General features: G+C 64.4%; 18 protein-coding genes. 9 read left to right on the plus strand and 9 right to left on the minus strand.

The features are described from left to right. Positions 1-2: 2 nt before the first annotated feature. Positions 3-2,234 carry an ATP-binding protein gene (locus tag J4G43_RS10750; protein ID WP_208084764.1) on the minus strand — a complete coding sequence of 744 codons (2,232 nt, stop codon included), beginning with the start codon at positions 2,232-2,234 and terminating at the stop codon, positions 3-5. A 289-nt stretch (positions 2,235-2,523) separates the two neighbouring features. Between J4G43_RS10750 and J4G43_RS10755 the strand changes: the two genes are divergently transcribed. Beyond that, the gene (locus J4G43_RS10755) at positions 2,524-3,297 is read left to right on the plus strand and encodes a DUF2189 domain-containing protein (protein WP_208084765.1); all 774 of its coding nucleotides are present in this window, start codon (positions 2,524-2,526) and stop codon (positions 3,295-3,297) included. A 28-nt stretch (positions 3,298-3,325) separates the two neighbouring features. Here the strand turns inward: J4G43_RS10755 and J4G43_RS10760 are convergent, their stop codons facing one another. Then, complete coding sequence (locus tag J4G43_RS10760) at positions 3,326-3,511, minus strand: hypothetical protein (protein ID WP_208084766.1); 186 nt, start codon at positions 3,509-3,511, stop codon at positions 3,326-3,328. Continuing rightward, positions 3,511-4,317: a transglutaminase-like domain-containing protein gene (locus J4G43_RS10765; RefSeq protein WP_208084767.1), complete on the minus strand. Its 807-nt coding sequence runs from the start codon at positions 4,315-4,317 to the stop codon at positions 3,511-3,513. Before J4G43_RS10765 ends, J4G43_RS10760 begins: the two co-directional genes overlap by 1 nt. A 384-nt stretch (positions 4,318-4,701) precedes the next feature. Here J4G43_RS10765 and J4G43_RS10770 point away from each other — a divergent pair, with 384 nt between their 5' ends. Then, complete coding sequence (locus J4G43_RS10770) at positions 4,702-4,881, plus strand: hypothetical protein (RefSeq protein WP_063985493.1); 180 nt, start codon at positions 4,702-4,704, stop codon at positions 4,879-4,881. 18 nt (positions 4,882-4,899) lie between these two features. On the opposite strand, the gene J4G43_RS10775 is transcribed toward J4G43_RS10770, so the two are convergent. The 3 genes from J4G43_RS10775 to J4G43_RS10785 are packed head-to-tail and all read right to left on the minus strand — an operon-like array spanning position 4,900 to position 6,186. Continuing rightward, positions 4,900-5,412 carry an SRPBCC family protein gene (locus J4G43_RS10775; RefSeq protein ID WP_208084768.1) on the minus strand — a complete coding sequence of 171 codons (513 nt, stop codon included), beginning with the start codon at positions 5,410-5,412 and terminating at the stop codon, positions 4,900-4,902. Next, a complete protein-coding gene (locus tag J4G43_RS10780; protein WP_085400444.1) occupies positions 5,409-5,879 on the minus strand; it encodes an SRPBCC family protein in 471 nt (156 codons plus the stop codon). The genes J4G43_RS10775 and J4G43_RS10780 overlap by 4 nt, the downstream gene beginning before the upstream one ends. Continuing rightward, positions 5,872-6,186, minus strand: coding sequence for an ArsR/SmtB family transcription factor (locus J4G43_RS10785; RefSeq protein WP_208084769.1), 315 nt, complete (start codon positions 6,184-6,186; stop codon positions 5,872-5,874). The genes J4G43_RS10780 and J4G43_RS10785 overlap by 8 nt, the downstream gene beginning before the upstream one ends. A 116-nt stretch (positions 6,187-6,302) precedes the next feature. On the opposite strand from J4G43_RS10785, the gene J4G43_RS10790 reads away from it, so the two are divergent. The 4 genes from J4G43_RS10790 to J4G43_RS10805 all read left to right on the plus strand — a co-directional run bounded on the left by J4G43_RS10790 (position 6,303) and on the right by J4G43_RS10805 (position 10,024). Further along, entirely contained in the window at positions 6,303-7,751 is a 1,449-nt protein-coding gene (locus J4G43_RS10790) for an LVIVD repeat-containing protein (protein ID WP_208084770.1), read from the plus strand. A gap of 2 nt (positions 7,752-7,753) precedes the next feature. Then, complete coding sequence (locus J4G43_RS10795) at positions 7,754-8,290, plus strand: hypothetical protein (RefSeq protein ID WP_208084771.1); 537 nt, start codon at positions 7,754-7,756, stop codon at positions 8,288-8,290. Between the two features lie 45 nt (positions 8,291-8,335). Next, on the plus strand, positions 8,336-8,956 hold the full coding sequence (locus tag J4G43_RS10800) for a LysE family translocator (RefSeq protein ID WP_208084772.1): 621 nt from the start codon (positions 8,336-8,338) through the stop codon (positions 8,954-8,956). An 84-nt stretch (positions 8,957-9,040) separates the two neighbouring features. After that, positions 9,041-10,024, plus strand: coding sequence for a DUF3592 domain-containing protein (locus J4G43_RS10805; RefSeq protein WP_208084773.1), 984 nt, complete (start codon positions 9,041-9,043; stop codon positions 10,022-10,024). A gap of 80 nt (positions 10,025-10,104) precedes the next feature. On the opposite strand, the gene J4G43_RS10810 is transcribed toward J4G43_RS10805, so the two are convergent. Further along, positions 10,105-10,908 carry an N-formylglutamate amidohydrolase gene (locus J4G43_RS10810; RefSeq protein ID WP_208084774.1) on the minus strand — a complete coding sequence of 268 codons (804 nt, stop codon included), beginning with the start codon at positions 10,906-10,908 and terminating at the stop codon, positions 10,105-10,107. A 205-nt stretch (positions 10,909-11,113) separates the two neighbouring features. Between J4G43_RS10810 and J4G43_RS10815 the strand changes: the two genes are divergently transcribed. Beyond that, a complete protein-coding gene (locus J4G43_RS10815; protein WP_208084775.1) occupies positions 11,114-11,512 on the plus strand; it encodes a gamma-glutamylcyclotransferase family protein in 399 nt (132 codons plus the stop codon). A gap of 76 nt (positions 11,513-11,588) precedes the next feature. Here J4G43_RS10815 and J4G43_RS10820 read toward each other — a convergent pair whose 3' ends face one another. Next, on the minus strand, positions 11,589-12,152 hold the full coding sequence (locus J4G43_RS10820) for a chlorite dismutase family protein (protein WP_028150697.1): 564 nt from the start codon (positions 12,150-12,152) through the stop codon (positions 11,589-11,591). Between the two features lie 204 nt (positions 12,153-12,356). Between J4G43_RS10820 and dnaG the strand changes: the two genes are divergently transcribed. After that, positions 12,357-14,375 (plus strand): DNA primase, encoded by a 2,019-nt coding sequence (gene dnaG / locus J4G43_RS10825; RefSeq protein ID WP_208084776.1) that lies wholly within the window; start codon positions 12,357-12,359, stop codon positions 14,373-14,375. A 379-nt stretch (positions 14,376-14,754) separates the two neighbouring features. Further along, complete coding sequence (gene rpoD, locus J4G43_RS10830) at positions 14,755-16,914, plus strand: RNA polymerase sigma factor RpoD (protein WP_208069369.1); 2,160 nt, start codon at positions 14,755-14,757, stop codon at positions 16,912-16,914. 109 nt (positions 16,915-17,023) lie between these two features. Here the strand turns inward: rpoD and J4G43_RS10835 are convergent, their stop codons facing one another. After that, positions 17,024-17,260, minus strand: coding sequence for a hypothetical protein (locus J4G43_RS10835; RefSeq protein WP_028150700.1), 237 nt, complete (start codon positions 17,258-17,260; stop codon positions 17,024-17,026). Between the last annotated feature and the right edge of the window lie 512 nt (positions 17,261-17,772).

The following is a 17,772-nucleotide window of genomic DNA, read 5'->3' on the forward strand; positions in this document are numbered from 1 at the left end:
TTTCAGCGCGGCGACGCCGACAGGGCGGACCGCAGCATCGCGGCAAGATCCTTCCGCCGGAACGGTTTTGTCAGGATGCGGGCGTCGCCGACCCCGTCGGGCGTCTTGACGGGATTTTGGGTGTAGCCCGAGGTGAAGAGCACCTTGAGCCCGGGCCGCAAGCCGGTCGCTTGCCTGGCAAGCTCTGGTCCGAACATGCCGCCCGGCATCACGACGTCGGTGAGCAGCAGGTCGATGTCGCCGGGGCGGCGCAACAGTTCGAGAGCCGCGGGACCGTTCGACGCCGCGATGACGCGATAGCCGAGGGTCTTCAGCTCGCTCTCGACATAGGCCCGAACCATGTCGTCGTCCTCGACGACAAGAATGGTCTCGCTTCCGTCGGGGGCGACGATCCGTTCCGCGGGTGACGGCTGCTCGTTCGGTGGCGTTGCAAGGCGGGGAAAGAACAGCCTGACGACGCTGCCTTGTCCCGGTTCGGACTGCATCTGCACAACGCCGCCGGATTGCCGCACAAAGCCGTAGACCATGCTCAGGCCGAGGCCGGTGCCCTTGCCGACCTCCTTGGTGGTGAAGAACGGCTCGAACGCCCGGCTCGCCACCTCGGCGGTCATGCCGCTGCCGGTGTCGGTCACGGCCACCATGACGTAGTCGCCCGGCCGCGGCTCGCCGTTGACGTCCAGGTCGGATTCACCGAGCGAGGTGTTGCGCGCCTCGATCGTCAGCTTGCCGCCGAGCGGCATGACGTCGCGCGCGTTGAGCACGAGATTGAGCAGCGCAGTTGTCAGCTCGCCGGGATCGACGCTGGTCAGCCACACATCCGGTTCGAGCGCGAAGGTGCATTCGATGTGCTCGCCCAGGGGCCGGCGCAACAGCTGCTCCATCTCGTGAATCTTCGCGGCGATGTCGATGTCTCGCGGCCTCAGGGGCTGCTTGCGCGCGAAGGCGAGCAGGCTCCGCGTCAGGTCGGAGCCGCGCTCGGCGGCGGTCGCGATGTCGTTGGCGATCCGGTGCAATTCCTTGTTGCCGGCCAGCCTGTCGGCAAGATGCTCGGAGTTGCCGAGAATGACGGTCAAGAGGTTGTTGAAATCGTGCGCCACGCCGCCGGTGAGCTGGCCCATGGCTTCCATCTTCTGGGATTGGCTGAGCTTGTGGCTGAGGTCGGCGATGGCGGCGCGTTGCTGCTCGAGCGACTCGGCGGTGTCGTTGAGCAGGGTCATCAATCCGCCCAGCTCGCCGCCCGGGTGGGGAGGCGGAATTCGCGCGCTGAGATCTCCGAGCCCAAGTTTCTTCGCCATGGTGGCGAGACGTCCGACCTGGCGCCCGACGCTCACGGTCGCAAGGATCCAGACGGCCGCGAGCAGCAGCAGCGAGGCCACCGCGAGTATCGCCACATCCTCGTAGAGCCGGCGATTCGCCGCGGCGACCAGTCCGTCCTTGGACCGTCCGACCATGATGTAGAGGCCGGCATCGCGGGTCGAAGGCGAGCGCGCGGCGACAGCCCAGACCTGCGTCCGGCCGTCGCGATCGGTCACCTCCTGATACGCCTTCCGGTCGGGCGTTGCAGCGAAGCGGAGCAGGTCGGATCCCGCGATCGACGTGCCGACCGGCTCGGTCCAGCCTCCGCGGGAGGGCGCGACCAGAACCGTTCCCTTGCTGTCGAGGAGCAGGATCTCCTTCTGGCCGAGCAGCCGCTTGTCGTGAAACTCCGCGAATTTGCGCAGGTTGAAGGAGGCGAGCAGGACCAGCTTCAGGGCGCCCGTCTCCGATCGCACCGGATAGGCGATCTGGAGCACCGATAGTCCGGTCAGCCGGCCGAATACCGGCTCGAGCGCGATGCCGCGCGACACCAGGGCCTGCTTGAAATAGGCGCGATCCCGGAGGTCGAGGGTGCGGTTGGTCCGCAGCGAATCGCAGAACAGGCTGCCGTCGGGATCGATGGTCAATATCCCAGTGAATTGTGGGTATTCCTCGCGCACTTCCGACAGGAACGCCGAGCACGCCGCCTTGTCGCGCGTGTCGAGGTCGCGTGCACGGGCGAGACCATAGTGAAGCTGGGCGGTGCCCTGGATCTTCTCGTCCAGGTCGCTTGCAATGTCGTCGGCTGTCGCGGTCAGATTGGCCAGGGCTGCATTGATTTCGCTGCTGCGATTTTGCACGAAACGTAAGCCGACGAGGATGGCGGGCACCAGCATGGCCGCAATGACGAGTATCAGTAGCCGGGTACGCAAGCTCATCGGTCGGGCGGTCCAATTTGGTCGTCGCGCGTGCTGGTTCGAAGATGCAATCTGCGGCACCACCCTCCGCTCAGTCCATAGGCATCGCGCCGAAAAGGCCCCCGCGGGGAAAATTTCGGCCGCGCACATCACGGATGAGTCCCCGGAAAGTTCGCCCGCGAAGCTCTGTCGGGCGGGTGTCGGGCCTCCCGGGATACCGTCATCCCGCGCGTGCGCGCAGGTCGCGAGGGCGCTAATATCAGGATCGCGCGCGACGGAGATCGTGCCGGTGATGAGGAGAGGGAGCCGCATGTCGATCTCGGGCAAAGTCGATCCGGTGGTGCGTCCCGTGGCGGCGACCGACATCGCCGAGGCGCTGGTCGAGGGTTTGCGCGATTTCCAGGCGCTGCCGCTCTACGGGCTCTGCTTCGGCGCGCTCTACGCAGGCGGCGGCATCGCCATCATGCTCTGTCTCACCGCCTTCGGCATGGTCTATCTCGTCTATCCCCTTGCGGCCGGCTTTGCGCTGATCGGGCCGTTCGTGGCGATCGGCCTGTACGAGGTCAGCCGCCGCCGCGAGCGCGGCGAGCCGGTCTCCTTCGGCGCGATCTGGTCGGCGATACGCGCGCGCAGCGAGATCGGCTGGATGGCCTTCGTCACGCTGTTCATGTTCGTGATCTGGATGTACCAGGTGCGGCTGCTCATCGCGCTGCTGCTCGGCCTGCACGCCTCGTTCTCGAGTTTGCAGGAATTCATGACGGTGGTGCTGACCACGAATGAGGGCCTGCTGTTCCTCGCCATCGGCAACGCGGTCGGTGCCGCGCTGTCGCTGATCTTGTTCTCGCTGACGGTGGTGTCGTTTCCGCTGCTGCTCGACCGCGAGGTCGATTTCGTCACCGCCATGGTGACGAGCGTGCGTGCGGTGGTGACCAGCCCGCTGCCGATGATCTCGTGGGCCGCGGTGATCGTGATGCTGCTGATCGTCTCGGCGCTGCCGTATTTTCTCGGACTGGTCGTGACGCTGCCCGTGCTCGGGCATGCGACGTGGCATCTCTATCGGCGGCTGGTGGTGCCGGTGCCGTAAGAGGGGAGCCGGACGCAACGGAAGCGAGCTATTCGCCCGTTGCCAGGCGGCGAGCGCCGGATGAGGTCAGCTCGAGTTCGCCGAGCCGCCTGATCGCATAACCCAAATTGGCCAGACGTTCGCCGTGCGCGTGCGGAATGTCGTCTTGACCCTTTCCGACCAGGGCCAAGGACGCAAATTCATCGGCGGTGAGCGCTGGGGTGCTGTCTGTCATCAGGCAACCTCGTCGGTCCATACCTTGAAATTGAGCAGGGTATTCGGACCGAAGGTCTGGACGATCGGGACGTCTGCTGCATCGCGCCCCTGCGCGATCAGCACGCGGCCGATCCGCGGCGTGTTGTTGCGCGGATCGAACATGTGCCAGCTTCCACCGACGAAAGCCTCGAACCAGGCGGCGAAATCTCCCGCAGGCCACGGCTGTGGCGTGCCGATGTCGCTGAGGTAGCCGGTGCAGTAACGCGCCGGAATGTTCATGCTGCGGCAGAACGCGATGGCGAGATGGGCATAGTCACGGCACACACCCTTGCCTTCGTCGTAGGCTTCCCGGGCCGTCTTGGTCGCGCGTGCGTGCTCATGGCCGAACGTGATGTGGCGATGAACAAAATCGCAGATGGCCTGGACCCGCGCCCAGCCCGGCGGCGTCTGTTCGAACAACTTCCATGCGATATCCGACAGGCGATCGGTCTCGCAGTAGCGACTGCCGAGCAGATAGACGAGCGTGTCGGCCGGCAGTGCTTCGACGGCGTGCTGAAACGCGTTCGGAAACACCGGGTCGGGCAGGCCGCTGTCGCGAACGACGCCATCGCCGGCAAGACGGAGGGTGCCGGCCGGCGCAACGATGCGGCTGCACCAATTGCCGAAGAGGTCGCGATAGGGATTGATCGCCACCGAAGGTCGGGTGGTCAGCAGGTCGGGCACGACGATATCTGAGGCGCGCGTGAAGTGCGTGCCCAACACCATGATCATAGGCGTCGGCTGCGGGAACTCGTACAGCATCTCGAACCCGACGCGGAGCTTCATGCGAACTTCTTTCTCTTGGCTAAGCTCCCAACATGGCTACGAAGCGATCGAACACAAGGCATTCACGGCCTTATTCGATCGAGAGCGGCATTTGGCGCTTCAAAAGCGGGGCGCGGGCGAGAAAACGATAGCTAATTGCGGCGATTGCGCGCACGGTGCGCCAATGTCGGAAAGAGCGGTCGTCTCTGCGTGCGCTGCGTCACGACGATCTGCGCGCGACTTGAAGCGACTCATTCTTCGCACCGGCGGAGCCTTCTCATCGCGACGGCGATCGTCGCGCTTATTGCCACTTCCTGCGGGCGAGCCGGACGCAGCAGGCGTGCCGCGGACGCCTGAAAAATTCCACAGCGGTTCGATACGAGATCGAACGCCAACCGAAAGCACATGATGCAAACTCTCTCCCCACGGCACGTCAAGACAGACGAAGCGCTCCGGCTCGGCGTGGAGTCAGGCTGGTACGCGATCAAGGTCAGCGGGACCTTCGTCTCGGGCCCGCACGACTCGGAAGGGGATTGCCGTCGCAAGATCGACGAGATTCAACCGCCGGTGAAGAAGAAGCGATAACAGTGCCGATTTCGGCCGCTACGGCGTCTTGATCCCCATCGCCTGCAACGCCGCCAGCATCTGCGCTGGCGGTGTCATTTTGATCTGCGGCGCCTTGCCGGTTTCCAGCAAACTCTTCAGTCCCGACAGGATCGCGGGCCAGCCGGTGCGGCCGCCGGAGAGGATGTCGTCGCTGAGCGGGCGGTCGTGGCGTTCGCTCATGGTGAGGCGGACGGCCTCGCCGGCTTGCTCGATCTCGTAGGTGACGAGCGTCGTGCCGAGCTTTGCGACGAGGTCGGGCCAGTTGACGTTCCACGTCACCGTCAGCTTGTTCGGCGGATCGTATTCGAAGACTTCACCCGAGATGTGCTCCGAACCGTCAGGCGCGCGCACGGTGAAACTGGCGCCGAGCCTCCGTTCCATCTCCACGGCAAAGCCGGAAAAGTACTTCCTGCTGAACTTGGCCGAAGTCAGCGCTTCCCACACCTTCTCCGGCGTGGAGACGATGTAGATGGTGTAGACCGTCAGCGGTTTGAACTGATCGAGGTTCATTTTGCGTCGAATCCCTTGTTGAGGGCTGCGCGTGGAATGCCGAGCAGCTTGCCGGTCTCGAGCAGGCTCTTGAGCTGGGACAGGATCGCCGGCCAGCCGTTGGAGACGGCGCCGAGATATTTGCCGCCCTCGACGAAGCCGTCATGCAACACGGTCAAACGCACGAGCGAGCCGAACGGTTCGATCGTGAAGACGACGCGCGATATCGGCTCGCCGCGCAGCTCTTCGAACTTCTGGTGCTTGAAGCTGTAGGACAGGCGGCGCGGCGGATCGGCCTCCAGAATCTCGCCGGAATCGGTGACCTCGCCGTCGAGCGTGAGCGCGAAAGGCGAGCCGACCTTCCAGTCTGACCGGACCTCGGCGCCGAACCAGTATTGCCTGGTGAACTCGCTCGACGTCAGCGCCTCCCACAGCCTCTCCGGCGTGGTCTCGATATAGCTCACATAGACGAATTGGGGCTTACTCATCGCGCTTCTCCAACTGACGTTTCAACTCGCTGAGCGCGGCGAGCTTGCCGCGCTCGAATTTCCTGATCCAGCGTTCGCCGATCTGATGGATCGGCACCGGATTGAGGTAATGCAGCTTCTCGCGGCCATGCCTGATGGTCGTGACCAGGTTGGCCTCTTCGAGAATGACAAGGTGCTTGGTCACGGCCTGGCGCGTCATCGCGAGGCCTTCGCAGAGTTCGTTCAGCGTCTGGCCGTTCTTGGCGTGAAGCCTGTCCAGCAGCGACCGTCGTGACGCATCGGCAAGCGCTTTGAAGACCTCATCCATGGCGGCGATAATAGGCAACCAAATGGTTGCATGTCAAGATGGTGTCTTTGGCGCCCGGAAATGGCTGTGCTAGCCTCGAAGCTCAGCCAACGCAGATTGGTTCCGGGAGAGCTTTGATGTTCCGTTGCGTCCCACTCGTTGCAGGCCTTTTCCTTTTCGCCTGCAGCACCACGGCCCAGGCACAACAGAAGCAGACCATCGGCGCGCCGCCGGAAGCGTCCAACATGAAGCTGGTCGGCACCAACGACCTGCAGGCGCGCAGTGCGTACCAGCCGACCATCCATCACCAGGGCGATCGCTGGATCGCCTATATCGGCCATCACGGCGGCACCGACGACGTGCCCGCGCCCGTCAACCCGATGACGGGGCAGGCCGAACCGAACGGAACGTCCATCGTCGACGTGACCGATCCCGCGCGTCCAAAATATCTGCGGCATCTGCCGGGCCAGGAAGGCAAGTACGAATCCGGCGGTGCGCAGATGGTACGGATTTGCGACGGCAAGTCGCTGCCGAAGGGCGATCCCAATGCGGTCTATATGCTCCGCACCTTCGGCAGCGAGGCGCATGAGATCTGGAACGTCGCCGATCCCGCCAATCCCGTGCTCGTTACCCGCATCGGCGGCCTGAAGGACACCCACAAGAGCTGGTGGGAGTGCGACACCGGCATCGCCTTTCTCGTCTCCGGCGCGCCGGACTGGCGCACGCGGCGCATGACGCAGGTCTACGACCTCAGCGATCCCGCGCATCCGCAGAAAATCCGCGACTTTGGCCTGCCCGGCCAGGAGCCGGGCTCGACCGGCGCCGTACCGACCGAATTGCACGGGCCGATCTCGACCGGGCCCGACGGCAATCGCGTGTTCTTCGGCTACGGCACCAACAAGGGCGGCATTTTGCAGATCGTCGATCGCGACAAGTTGCTGAACGGGCCGAAGGAGCCGACGCCGGACAATCTGCGCTATCCCGAGATTTCGCGCATGCCGATGTCCGCCTTCAACGGCGCGCATACGACGTTCCCGATGCTCGACATGCCCGTCGCGGAATTCGCCGAGGACAAGGACGGCAAGACCCGCGACATCGTCATGATCGTCGACGAGGCGATTCTGAACGAATGCGGCGAGGCGCGGCAGATGGTGTGGTTCGCCGACGTCACCACCGAGACGCGGCCGATGATGATCTCGAGCTACACCGTGCCGGAGGCGGGTGGACAGTTCTGCCAGCGCGGCGGCCGCTTCGGCTCGCACTCCTCGAACGAGAGCATGGCGCCGGTCTATTACAAGAAGATGGCCTTCATCGCCTTCTTCAATGCGGGCGTGCGCGCGCTCGACATCCGCGATCCCTATCATCCGAAGGAGGTCGGCTATTTCATCCCGGCGATCACGCAGGCCACCGACAAGCGCTGCATTCCCGTCGAGGGCGGCGAGCGCTGCAAGGTCGCGATCCAGACCAACAATGTCGAGACCGACGATCGCGGCTACATCTACATCGTCGACCGCGCCAACACCGGCCTGCATATCCTCGAACTGACCGGACCGGCGCGCGCGGCCGCCGGCCTGCCGAGGAACTGACGATGCGGCGCGGGGCGGCAATTGCAGCTGTGGCCATCGCGCTCGGTGTGTCCGGCGTCGGGGCCTATCGGCTGGCGCCGGCGGCGGAATCGGCGGGCTGGCGCGAAATCGCATGGCCGTTCCCGCGCGACGGCTGGCCCGCCGGCCGCGCGTTCCGCTGCGACGGGGCCTGCGCGGGCACCGAGCTCTACGTGCGCGCCAAGCGCGGCTTCTGCAATTGCGACCGCGGCGTCGCCGACGACGATGAGGTCGATCGCGTTGCCGACATCGATCTGATCAGCCCGCGCTTTGCCGCCGTCGCGCCGGGCGAGGAGGTGGGACTTGGCGAGATGCGTGGCCGTGCCAGGCGCTATGATCTCGATATGGCCGACGGCGTCCGTCATGCCGCGATCGGCATCGCCGTCTCGCGCCGCTGCGATCTCTTCGTCGCTGCGGCCCAGGGGCGTGGCGAAGCAGGCGCCGTGCAGCGCGCAGCGCTGGCGTTCCTGGAGACGCCGGAGATGAAGGTATGGGCGACCGCGGCGCTGGACGGACAGTGAGTGTCATGCATTAATGTGCCAAACCGCTCTCAGCGAGTCCTCCCCATGATGTCCATGCAAGCCTATTTCGCCTTCGTCGCCGCCTGCATTGCGCTGGCCTTGCTGCCGGGGCCGATCGTCACCCTCGTCGTCGCCAACGGCCTGCGTCACGGCACGCGCGCGGCGTTGACCAATGTCGCGGGCGCGCAGGCCGGGCTCGCCATCGTCATCGGCATCGTCGCGGTCGGCCTGACCTCGCTGATGGCGACCATGGGTTACTGGTTCGACTGGGTGCGCTTTGCCGGCGCCGCCTATCTGATCTGGCTCGGCATCAAGCTGATCTGGGCGCCGGTCGAAGGCCTCAATGTCGACGAGCCGCCGGCGCCGCCGCGCGGCGGGTTCTTCCTGCAAGGTTTCCTCGTGCTGCTGTCGAACCCGAAAGTGCTGATCTTCTTCGGCGCCTTCATTCCGCAGTTCATGGACATGAACCGCGACCACTTCCCGCAAGTCGCGGTGCTGGGCGCAACCTTCATGGTCACCGCGGCGGTGACGGATGCGCTCTACGCTCTCGCCGCGGGGCGTGCCCGGAAGTTCTTCTCGGCCCGCCGGACGCGGCTGATGTCGCGCATCTCCGGCGGCTTCATGATCGGCGGCGGTATCTGGCTGGCGCTGACACGGGCAAAATAACCTCCCTCGTACCGGTTCGCGCTTGAACCCTTCGCGGCGGCGATGCGTCCAATCGGGCATTGCCGCTGACGAAGGAATTTGGCCGTGCCCGATCTGCCCTGGTTCGTCTATGCGATGCTGTTCGCACCGCTCGGGCTGTTACTGGTCGCCTCCGTTGTGAAGACCTGGCAGGTGCGCGAGGCGCGAAGCTGGCCGCAGGCATCGGGCAAGGTCGTCCGCTCGGTCGCCGAGGTGCGTGAGGTCAGGGTGTCCGACAGCGACCGCGAGGAAGGCTATCGGCTCGAGAGCCGTAATTTTGCGAACGTGACTTACGAATATCCGGTCGGCAGCCGCAAGCTGAGCTGTAACCGCATCTCGATCGGCGAGGACCTCGGCAATTTCGAGGTCGCCGAGAAGCTCGCAAAATATCCCGCCGGCAGTGTCGTCACCGTCTATTACAATCCGCGCCATCCCGATCAGGCCGTGCTCGAGCGCGACCTGCCCAAGGGGCTGTGGGGCTGCCTCGGCATCGGCACGGCGATTGCGTTTGGCATCGTGTTCGGCTCGGCGTTCGGGCTCAACCAGACTTATGCCTACCTTGCGCACCACATCGGGCGGCCCGATCTCGCCGGCCTTGTCGTCGGCTTCGGCGCGTTCGGCCTCGTCATCGCGCTGATGGGGTATGGGGTGCGGCGGCAGGCGTTGAAGGCGGCGCGCTGGCCGGTGGTGCCGGGCACGATCAAGCTGTCGGGGATCGAGCAATATCACGAGGCCAGCGAGCCGGGCGAGCGCCGCGGCACCGAGATGTTCGGCAAGCGCGTGACCTACACCTATCGCTATCAGAATATCAGCTACACCAATGAATGCGCGCGCGTCGCGGCCGGGACGCAGTCCGGGTCCGACGAGATGTTGAAGAAGCTGATGTCGCGCTACAAGCACGGCGCGACCGTCGAGGTGCGCGTCAATCCCGACAACCCGGCCGAGGCAACGCTCGATACAAGCGGCCCCGTCCGCATCGCCTGGCTGCTGTGGGGTATCGCTGCGATTTTCGCTGCGCTCGCGGTGTTCGTCGCGACGCGGGGCGGGTGAGCCTGAGACAAATGCTCAGCAGCTTCGTCGTACTCCGCTGCGCTCCCTCCCCCGCAAGGGGGGAGGGAACACAGCGTGCCCTACACCAACAGCTCCGCCTTCAATTCCAGCTCGATCTCCGCAAAAATCCTCGCCAGCCGCTCCGCCCATTGCTGCTGGCCGGACTGATCCGCGATCAGATCCTGGCGGATCTCGATGCCGGTGTTGACGAGGCCGCGGGCTTCGCCGTGGACGGGGATGGTGTAGTCGCTGAGGTCGCTCACCGCATAGGGCTCGTTGTCGCCGACGACGAGATCGCCTTCAGCGCGCAAATGTTTCAGCAGCAGCTGCGGCAGCACGGTGTCGCGGTTATACAGCGTCGCGATGTGCCAGGGCCGGGCGACGCCGGCATAAACCGGCGTGAAGCTGTGCAGTGACACCAGCACCGTCGGCCGCGTGTCGTGCAGGCGGCGGTCGATCGCGGCATCGATGCGGCGGTGATAGGGCTCGAAGATCTCGCGGCGCCGCGCGGTACGCTCGCTCGCTGAGATGCCCTCGTTGCGCGGGATCGCAGTCGCCTCGGATATCACGGGGACCGAGCTTGCTACGCCGGGCGAGCGGTTGCAGTCGATCACGAGCCGCGAATAGCGCTGCGCGATCAGATGCGCATCGAGCATTTTTGCCAGCCGCTCGGCGACGCCGGCAATACCGATGTCCCAGGCGATGTGTCGCGTCAGCTCGCTTTCCGCGACGCCGAGGTCGCCGAGCGCGCGCGGCAGAATCCGTCCGTAATGATCCGAGGTGAGCAGGAAAGGCGATGCCCCATCCGCATTGACCTCATGCACCGGCGGAATGTCCCCCGCGCCGAGCAGTTGATCGGTCGCGTCGGCCGTGTTCAAGTCCATCCTGATTGCCTATGGAAAAAGCAGTTGCCGTCTAAATTGGGCAGCAATCGCTTGCAGGTAGGTCCACCCAAAATCATCATGATCGTCAGACGATGCCGTTGCCGGCGATTCATCACAAGACCAAATCTCGCTTGCCCCCGGGACTTCGCTGGGACGAGGAAACGTGCGGCTGTCGTTTCGCTCGATTGACGGCTATAGACACCCCATGACCTCCGATCGTCTTTTCGTCTACGGCACCCTGATGCGCGGCTTCGACCATCCGATGGCGCGGCTGCTTGCAGGACATGCGGACTTTTTGGGTGACGCGACGTGTCGCGGGCGGCTCGTTCTGGTGAAGCATTATCCCGGATTGCTGCTGTCGAACGCGGCCTCCGATGTCGTCCATGGTGAGCTTTTTCAATTGCGCGTGCCCGATGAGCTCCTGCGCGAGCTCGACATGTACGAGGCCTGCGGCGAGGGCTTTCCGGAGCCGACCGAATATCTGCGCAAGCTGATCGACGTGACGCTGCCTGATGGCACCACGGAGAAGGCCTGGACTTACGTCTACAATTGGTCCGTCACCGATCTGCCGCGCATCGAGTCCGGGCGCTTTCTCGAGCACTAGGCGCGGATGCGGACTTCACCTCTCCCGCGCAAGCGGAGCGAGGGATCGCACCTTCATCGTGGCCGGCGTTCGATCACTAAGCCGACAGCACTTCCTTCACCAGGCGCACGTCGATCTCGTGCTCGACGTAGCTCCACTCCTCGGTCTGCCTCAGCATCGCCACCAGCTCCTCGAACAGCGAGGCATCGGGGGGCGCGAACTCGAACCATGTCAGGAAGTCGAAGGGACCGCCGAGATCGCGGCTGTGATAGAGCTGCCGCGCGATGGCGGGCAGGAAACGAAGAGTGCTGGCGATGTGGTGCGACTTGTCCTCGAAGATCTTGCGGCGCTCTTCCTGCGTCAGCTCCCACCACGCCTCCGATTTGCGGATCGGAATCAGCGCCGCGGAAGTGGCCTCTAACCGGCCGAGCTCGGCCTGCACCGCGGTGAGCTGCTGCTTCTCGGCGCGCTCAGTGTAGCGCGGCGTGCTCGCAACGCCGACCAGCCGCCACGCATTGCGAGAGGGCACCAGGGGCAATGAAATCGCCTCGCTGTCGGTCACCGACAGCGCCGGCACGAAGGGCAGGGGCTCGCCCACCACGGGTGAAATCGAGGTCACACGCCAGCCCCCGCTGTGGCCGCCGCGAAACATCCTGAACATGGCCTATGGAAGCGCGGAACCGGTCCGGGTTCAAGTCTTTCCGCGGTCATTCCGGGCTCGATGCTTCGCATCGCCCCGGAATGACGCCTGTGCATAGGTCGAATAACCCGGATAAGCCGGACAAACCTGACTTTTGGGCAGGCCGCGCCTATATCCGTAACCCCTTCGCCCGACTCACGTTGATTCGCGCCAGACCCAGAGCCCATGCGCTTCACGCCCCAGTTCCTCGACGAGCTTCGTGCCCGGCTTTCGGTCTCCGAAGTCGTGGGCAAGCGCGTGAAACTGAAGAAGGCGGGGCGGGAATGGAAGGGGCTGTCGCCGTTCCAGCAGGAGAAGACGCCGTCCTTCTACGTCAACGACCAGAAGGGATTTTACCACGACTTCTCCTCCGGCAAGCACGGCGACATCATCACCTTCGTGATGGAGACCGACGGCCTGCCGTTCGCGGAGGCCGTGGAGCGCCTCGCCAACATGGCGGGGCTGGCGCTGCCGGCGGTAACGCCGGATGCGGCGCGGCACGAGCAGCGGCGCCGCACGCTGCATGACGTGATGGAGCTCGCCGCAAAATTCTTCGCCGAGACGCTGGCCTCGCGCGTCGGCGCCAAGGCGCGCGGCTATCTCGCCGATCGCGCGATCTCGCCGGCGACGCAGGTGCAGTTCCGCCTCGGCTATGCGCCGCCGCCGCCCGAGCGCTTCGCGCTGAAGGAGCATCTCGGCAAGCTCGGCGTCTCCGTCGAGGACATGATCGAGACCGGGCTGCTCGTTGCCGGCAACGACATTCCCGTGCCCTACGATCGCTTCCGCGATCGCGTGATGTTTCCGATCACGGATCTGCGTGGCCGCGTCATCGCCTTCGGCGGGCGCGCGCTGGAGAAGGACGTTCCGGCAAAATACCTGAACTCGCCGGAGACGCCGCTCTTCCACAAGGGCGACAATCTCTACAATCACCAGACCGCGCGCAAAGCCACCCACGATGGCAGCGCGCTGATCGTGGTCGAAGGCTATGTCGACGTCATCGCTATGGTGACGGCAGGCTTTGCAGGTGCCGTGGCGCCACTCGGCACCGCGCTGACCGAAAACCAGCTCGCGCTGCTCTGGAAGATGGCGGACGAGCCGATCCTCTGCTTCGACGGCGATCGCGCCGGACAGAAGGCGGCTTACCGTGCCGCCGACCTTGCCTTGCCATTTCTTGCGCCGGGCAAGAGCCTGCGTTTTGCGCTGCTGCCGGAAGGTCAGGATCCCGACGATCTCGCCCGCTCGGGCGGCCGCGGCGCGATCGAGGATGTCATCGCGGCGGCGAAGCCGCTCGCCGAGATGATCTGGTCGCGCGAGCTCGAAGGCGGCAACTTTGCCACGCCCGAACGCCGTGCCGCGCTCGAAGCGCGCGTCAAGGAGCTGTCCAACGGCATCCGCGACGAGGTGGTGCGGCGCTATTATCGCGACGATTTTGCCGAACGGCTTCGACGCACCTTCGCGCCCGAGGGCGGGCGCGGCGGCTTTGCCGGCCGGGGCAATTTCCAGGGCAATTCCGGTCGCTCCTTCCAGCCCCGCAACGGGGGGCAGGCGAATCGATTCGGGGGGCAGGGATTCGGTAGCCAAGGGCGGCGTGGGGCCCCCGGTCCCGCCTTTATTCCCTCCGGCCCCTATCAGGCGGCGAGTCCCCAGCTGGCGGCCAGCCCGATCATGAAGGGCCAACGCAGCGCCATATCCCGGCGCGAAGCCCTGATCCTGCAAATCCTGATCAACCACCCCTGGCTGCTGCACGACCACCTTGAGGAGGTCGCCGCCCTGGAGCTGGCCCATCCCGAGGCCCATAAGCTCCGGGCCGGCATCATCGCCGCCTTTGCCAACGACCACCACCACTCGCCGGACCCCGGCGAGCTGGCCGAGAAGATGCGAGCCGACATCGAGAAGGGTGGATTTTCACAGCTTCTTCAAAGGGTTGAGAACGGTATCACGACCGCGGCGGTGTGGGGTGCCCGCGAGGGCGCCGCCCGCGACGACGTTCTCTCCACCTGGCACCAGCTCGTTGCCTTGCATCGGCAATACCATTCACTACTTAGAGAACTGAAAGACGCCGAGCTGGCCTTGGGGGAGGACCCCAGCGAGGCCAATTTGGCGTGGCTGCGTGACGTCAAGGCTCGGATAGGAGAAGTCGACGGTACCGAGGCCCTGATCGAGGGTTTTGGCGAGCTGTCGGGCCGGTTCCAGAAGAGCGTGTGATGAAAGAATCATGCGGACGGCCGGGACCGGAACCGCTAAAAGACTCGCCAAATCCAAGGTTTGGCGGCAAAAACAGGGTTAATCGAGGCTTAACGGTCTTGTAGCACTTTGGCCACCAGGCGGCCGCAGGCAGAACAGACGCGTCAGGAATAAATCCGCGCAATCGCTGTTGGCACTACACCTGCATCCGCTGCGACAAAGAGGCTCACGAAGCGTTAGGCAAATCCGGCGAGAGAAAAGGTCGGGGTGGCGAGAGATATCCGCGCCGCCCTTTCCGTGTCGCGATCTGACGAAGCGAGAGCGTCGAACAACAGGTTCAAGTGAATTCAGGCGGGCGGGCCGTTCGGCCTTCTGCATGAAGCGCGTTTAGGAGCAATGGATGGCCACCAAGGCAAAGACGCTGCAGGCGAAGGACAAAGAAAAGGACGACAAGGCAGCGGACGCGCCGGAGAAGGACTCCCAGGACGCGCCGTCGCCGTTGCTGGATCTGTCCGACGCGGCCGTGAAGAAGATGATCAAGCAGGCCAAGAAGCGCGGCTTCGTGACCTTCGATCAGCTCAACGAAGTTTTGCCGTCCGACCAGACCTCCCCCGAGCAGATCGAGGACATCATGTCCATGCTCTCGGACATGGGCATCAACGTGACCGAAGCCGACGATAGCGACGGCGAGGAGGACAAGGACGAGGGCGGCGAGGACGAGACCGACAATGAGCTCGTCGAGGTCACCCAGAAGGCCGTCACCGAGGTCAAGAAGAGCGAGCCGGGCGAGCGCACCGACGACCCCGTGCGCATGTATCTGCGCGAGATGGGCACGGTCGAACTCCTGTCCCGCGAAGGCGAAATCGCGATTGCGAAGCGCATCGAGGCCGGCCGCGAGGCCATGATCGCAGGCCTCTGCGAAAGCCCGCTGACCTTCCAGGCCATCATCATCTGGCGCGACGAGCTCAACGAAGGCAAAATCTTCCTTCGCGACATCATCGATCTCGAAGCGACCTATGCCGGGCCCGACGCCAAGGGCGGCATGAACACCGCGATGATCGGCGGTCCGACCGGCGAGAATGGTGAAGCGTCCGCCGAAGGCGGCGAGGTCGCAGCCGTGAACGGAGCTGCGCCGGCGCATGTCGCGCCGCCCGCCGCGCCGCCGTCGCCGACCCCGTTCCGCGCCGCGCCTGCGCCCGGCAATGCCGGCGAAGGCGAGAAGGATCCGGGCGAAGCCGCCGCCGAAGCCGACATGGACGAGGACGACGAGTTCGAGAACCAGATGTCGCTCGCGGCCATCGAGGCCGAGCTGAAGCCGAAGGTCGTCGAGATCTTCGACAAGATCGCCGACAGCTACAAGAAGCTGCGCAAGCTTCAGGAGCAGGACATCCAGAACCAGCTCGAGAGCACCTCGCACGGGCCCTCGCTGTCGCCGCACCAGGAGCGCAAATACCGCAAGCTCAAGGACGAGATCATCGTCGAGGTGAAGTCGCTGCGCCTGAACCAGGCGCGTATCGACTCACTGGTCGAGCAGCTCTACGACATCAACAAGCGCCTCGTGTCGCACGAGGGCCGCCTGATGCGCCTTGCCGACAGCCATGGCGTCGCGCGTGAGGACTTCCTGCGCAACTACACCGGCTCGGAGCTCGATCCGCGCTGGCTCAACCGCGTCTCGAAGCTCTCGGCCAAGGGCTGGAAGAACTTCGTCCATATCGAGAAGGACCGGATCAAGGACCTGCGTCACGAGGTGCACCAGCTCGCCGCGCTCACCGGCCTCGAGATCGTCGAGTTCCGCAAGATCGTGCACTCCGTGCAGAAGGGCGAGCGCGAGGCACGCCAGGCCAAGAAGGAGATGGTGGAAGCCAACCTCCGTCTCGTGATCTCGATCGCCAAGAAGTACACCAACCGCGGCCTTCAGTTCCTCGACCTGATCCAGGAAGGCAACATCGGCCTGATGAAGGCGGTCGACAAGTTCGAGTATCGCCGCGGCTACAAGTTCTCGACCTACGCCACGTGGTGGATCCGGCAGGCGATCACCCGCTCGATCGCCGACCAGGCGCGCACCATCCGCATCCCCGTGCACATGATCGAGACGATCAACAAGATCGTGCGCACCTCGCGCCAGATGCTCAACGAGATCGGCCGCGAGCCGACCCCGGAAGAGCTCGCCGAGAAGCTCGGCATGCCCTTGGAGAAGGTCCGCAAGGTCCTCAAGATCGCCAAGGAGCCGCTGTCGCTCGAAACCCCCGTCGGTGACGAAGAGGATTCACACCTCGGCGATTTCATCGAGGACAAGAACGCGATCCTGCCGATCGACGCCGCGATCCAGTCGAACCTGCGCGAGACCACCACGCGCGTGCTCGCCTCGCTCACCCCGCGCGAAGAGCGCGTGCTGCGGATGCGCTTCGGCATCGGCATGAACACCGACCACACGCTGGAAGAAGTCGGCCAGCAGTTCTCGGTGACGCGCGAACGTATCCGCCAGATCGAAGCGAAGGCGCTGCGCAAGCTGAAGCATCCGTCGCGGTCGCGGAAGCTGCGGTCGTTCCTGGACAACTAATTCGGATCGTCGTGCCCGGGCCTGATCCGGGCATTCATCCAAACGCAAACGGCGGGCCGAAAGCCCGCCGTTTTCTATTTGTACTGACGCTTCGCAAGTCGGGCGGAGCCTACTTCTTCTTCGCGCCGACCCGGTCGAGGGTCTTGATTGCCAGCGGCGGGCGGCCGGACTTTTCCGCGATCTCGCGGTCCTGCTCCATGATGAAGCCGCGCGCGGGCTCGTCGCCGTCCAGGCCTCCGAGCAGCTCCGCAGGCACGCGCCGGTTGGAGCGTTGGGAGCCGTCTTCGTAGAAGACGTTGAAAAAGGCGAACTCGCCCTTGGGATTGGTTCCAGGTTTTTTGGCCATGGCGGGCTTGTCGTCGATCAGGGCGCTATAGTCAAATGACTTTGGCGGGTTTTCCGGTGGTCACACGGACCTGTCGCGGCGGTATCGGCTGCGCAATCGATCGATGAAGTCCGTTTGCTGGATGTTCGGATGCGTCCGGCGCTTCGTAAAATCCGATGCGACCCTTCGCTCAATAAACGGCGGGCCGCAAAGCCCGCCGTTTATTTTTGGTCTTCAGCGTCGCCCGGGGCTGGCGGGGCGACAACCTAGAATAGAAGACTATAACTTGCGCCATAGCGTGGCAAGGCAAATCGTTGACGCTGTGATGTCGCATCGAGCGCGTCAGATATGCGCTGGTCGCGATGTCTGGTTTTGATGCGCATCAAAGCAATTGTTTGGATGGCCAAATCACTTTGTTCATATTTCCTGCTCTCGCAACGCAACGAGAGGTGCGTGCTTTGTAAGAAAGCGCGTTCGCCTGCACGTCTTCCGTCCGCGTGCACAGGTTGTGTTCCATTGTACGAACGAGTTCC

The sequence above is a fragment of the Bradyrhizobium barranii subsp. barranii genome (assembly GCF_017565645.3).
GTDB classification, from domain to species: Bacteria; Pseudomonadota; Alphaproteobacteria; order Rhizobiales; family Xanthobacteraceae; genus Bradyrhizobium; species Bradyrhizobium barranii.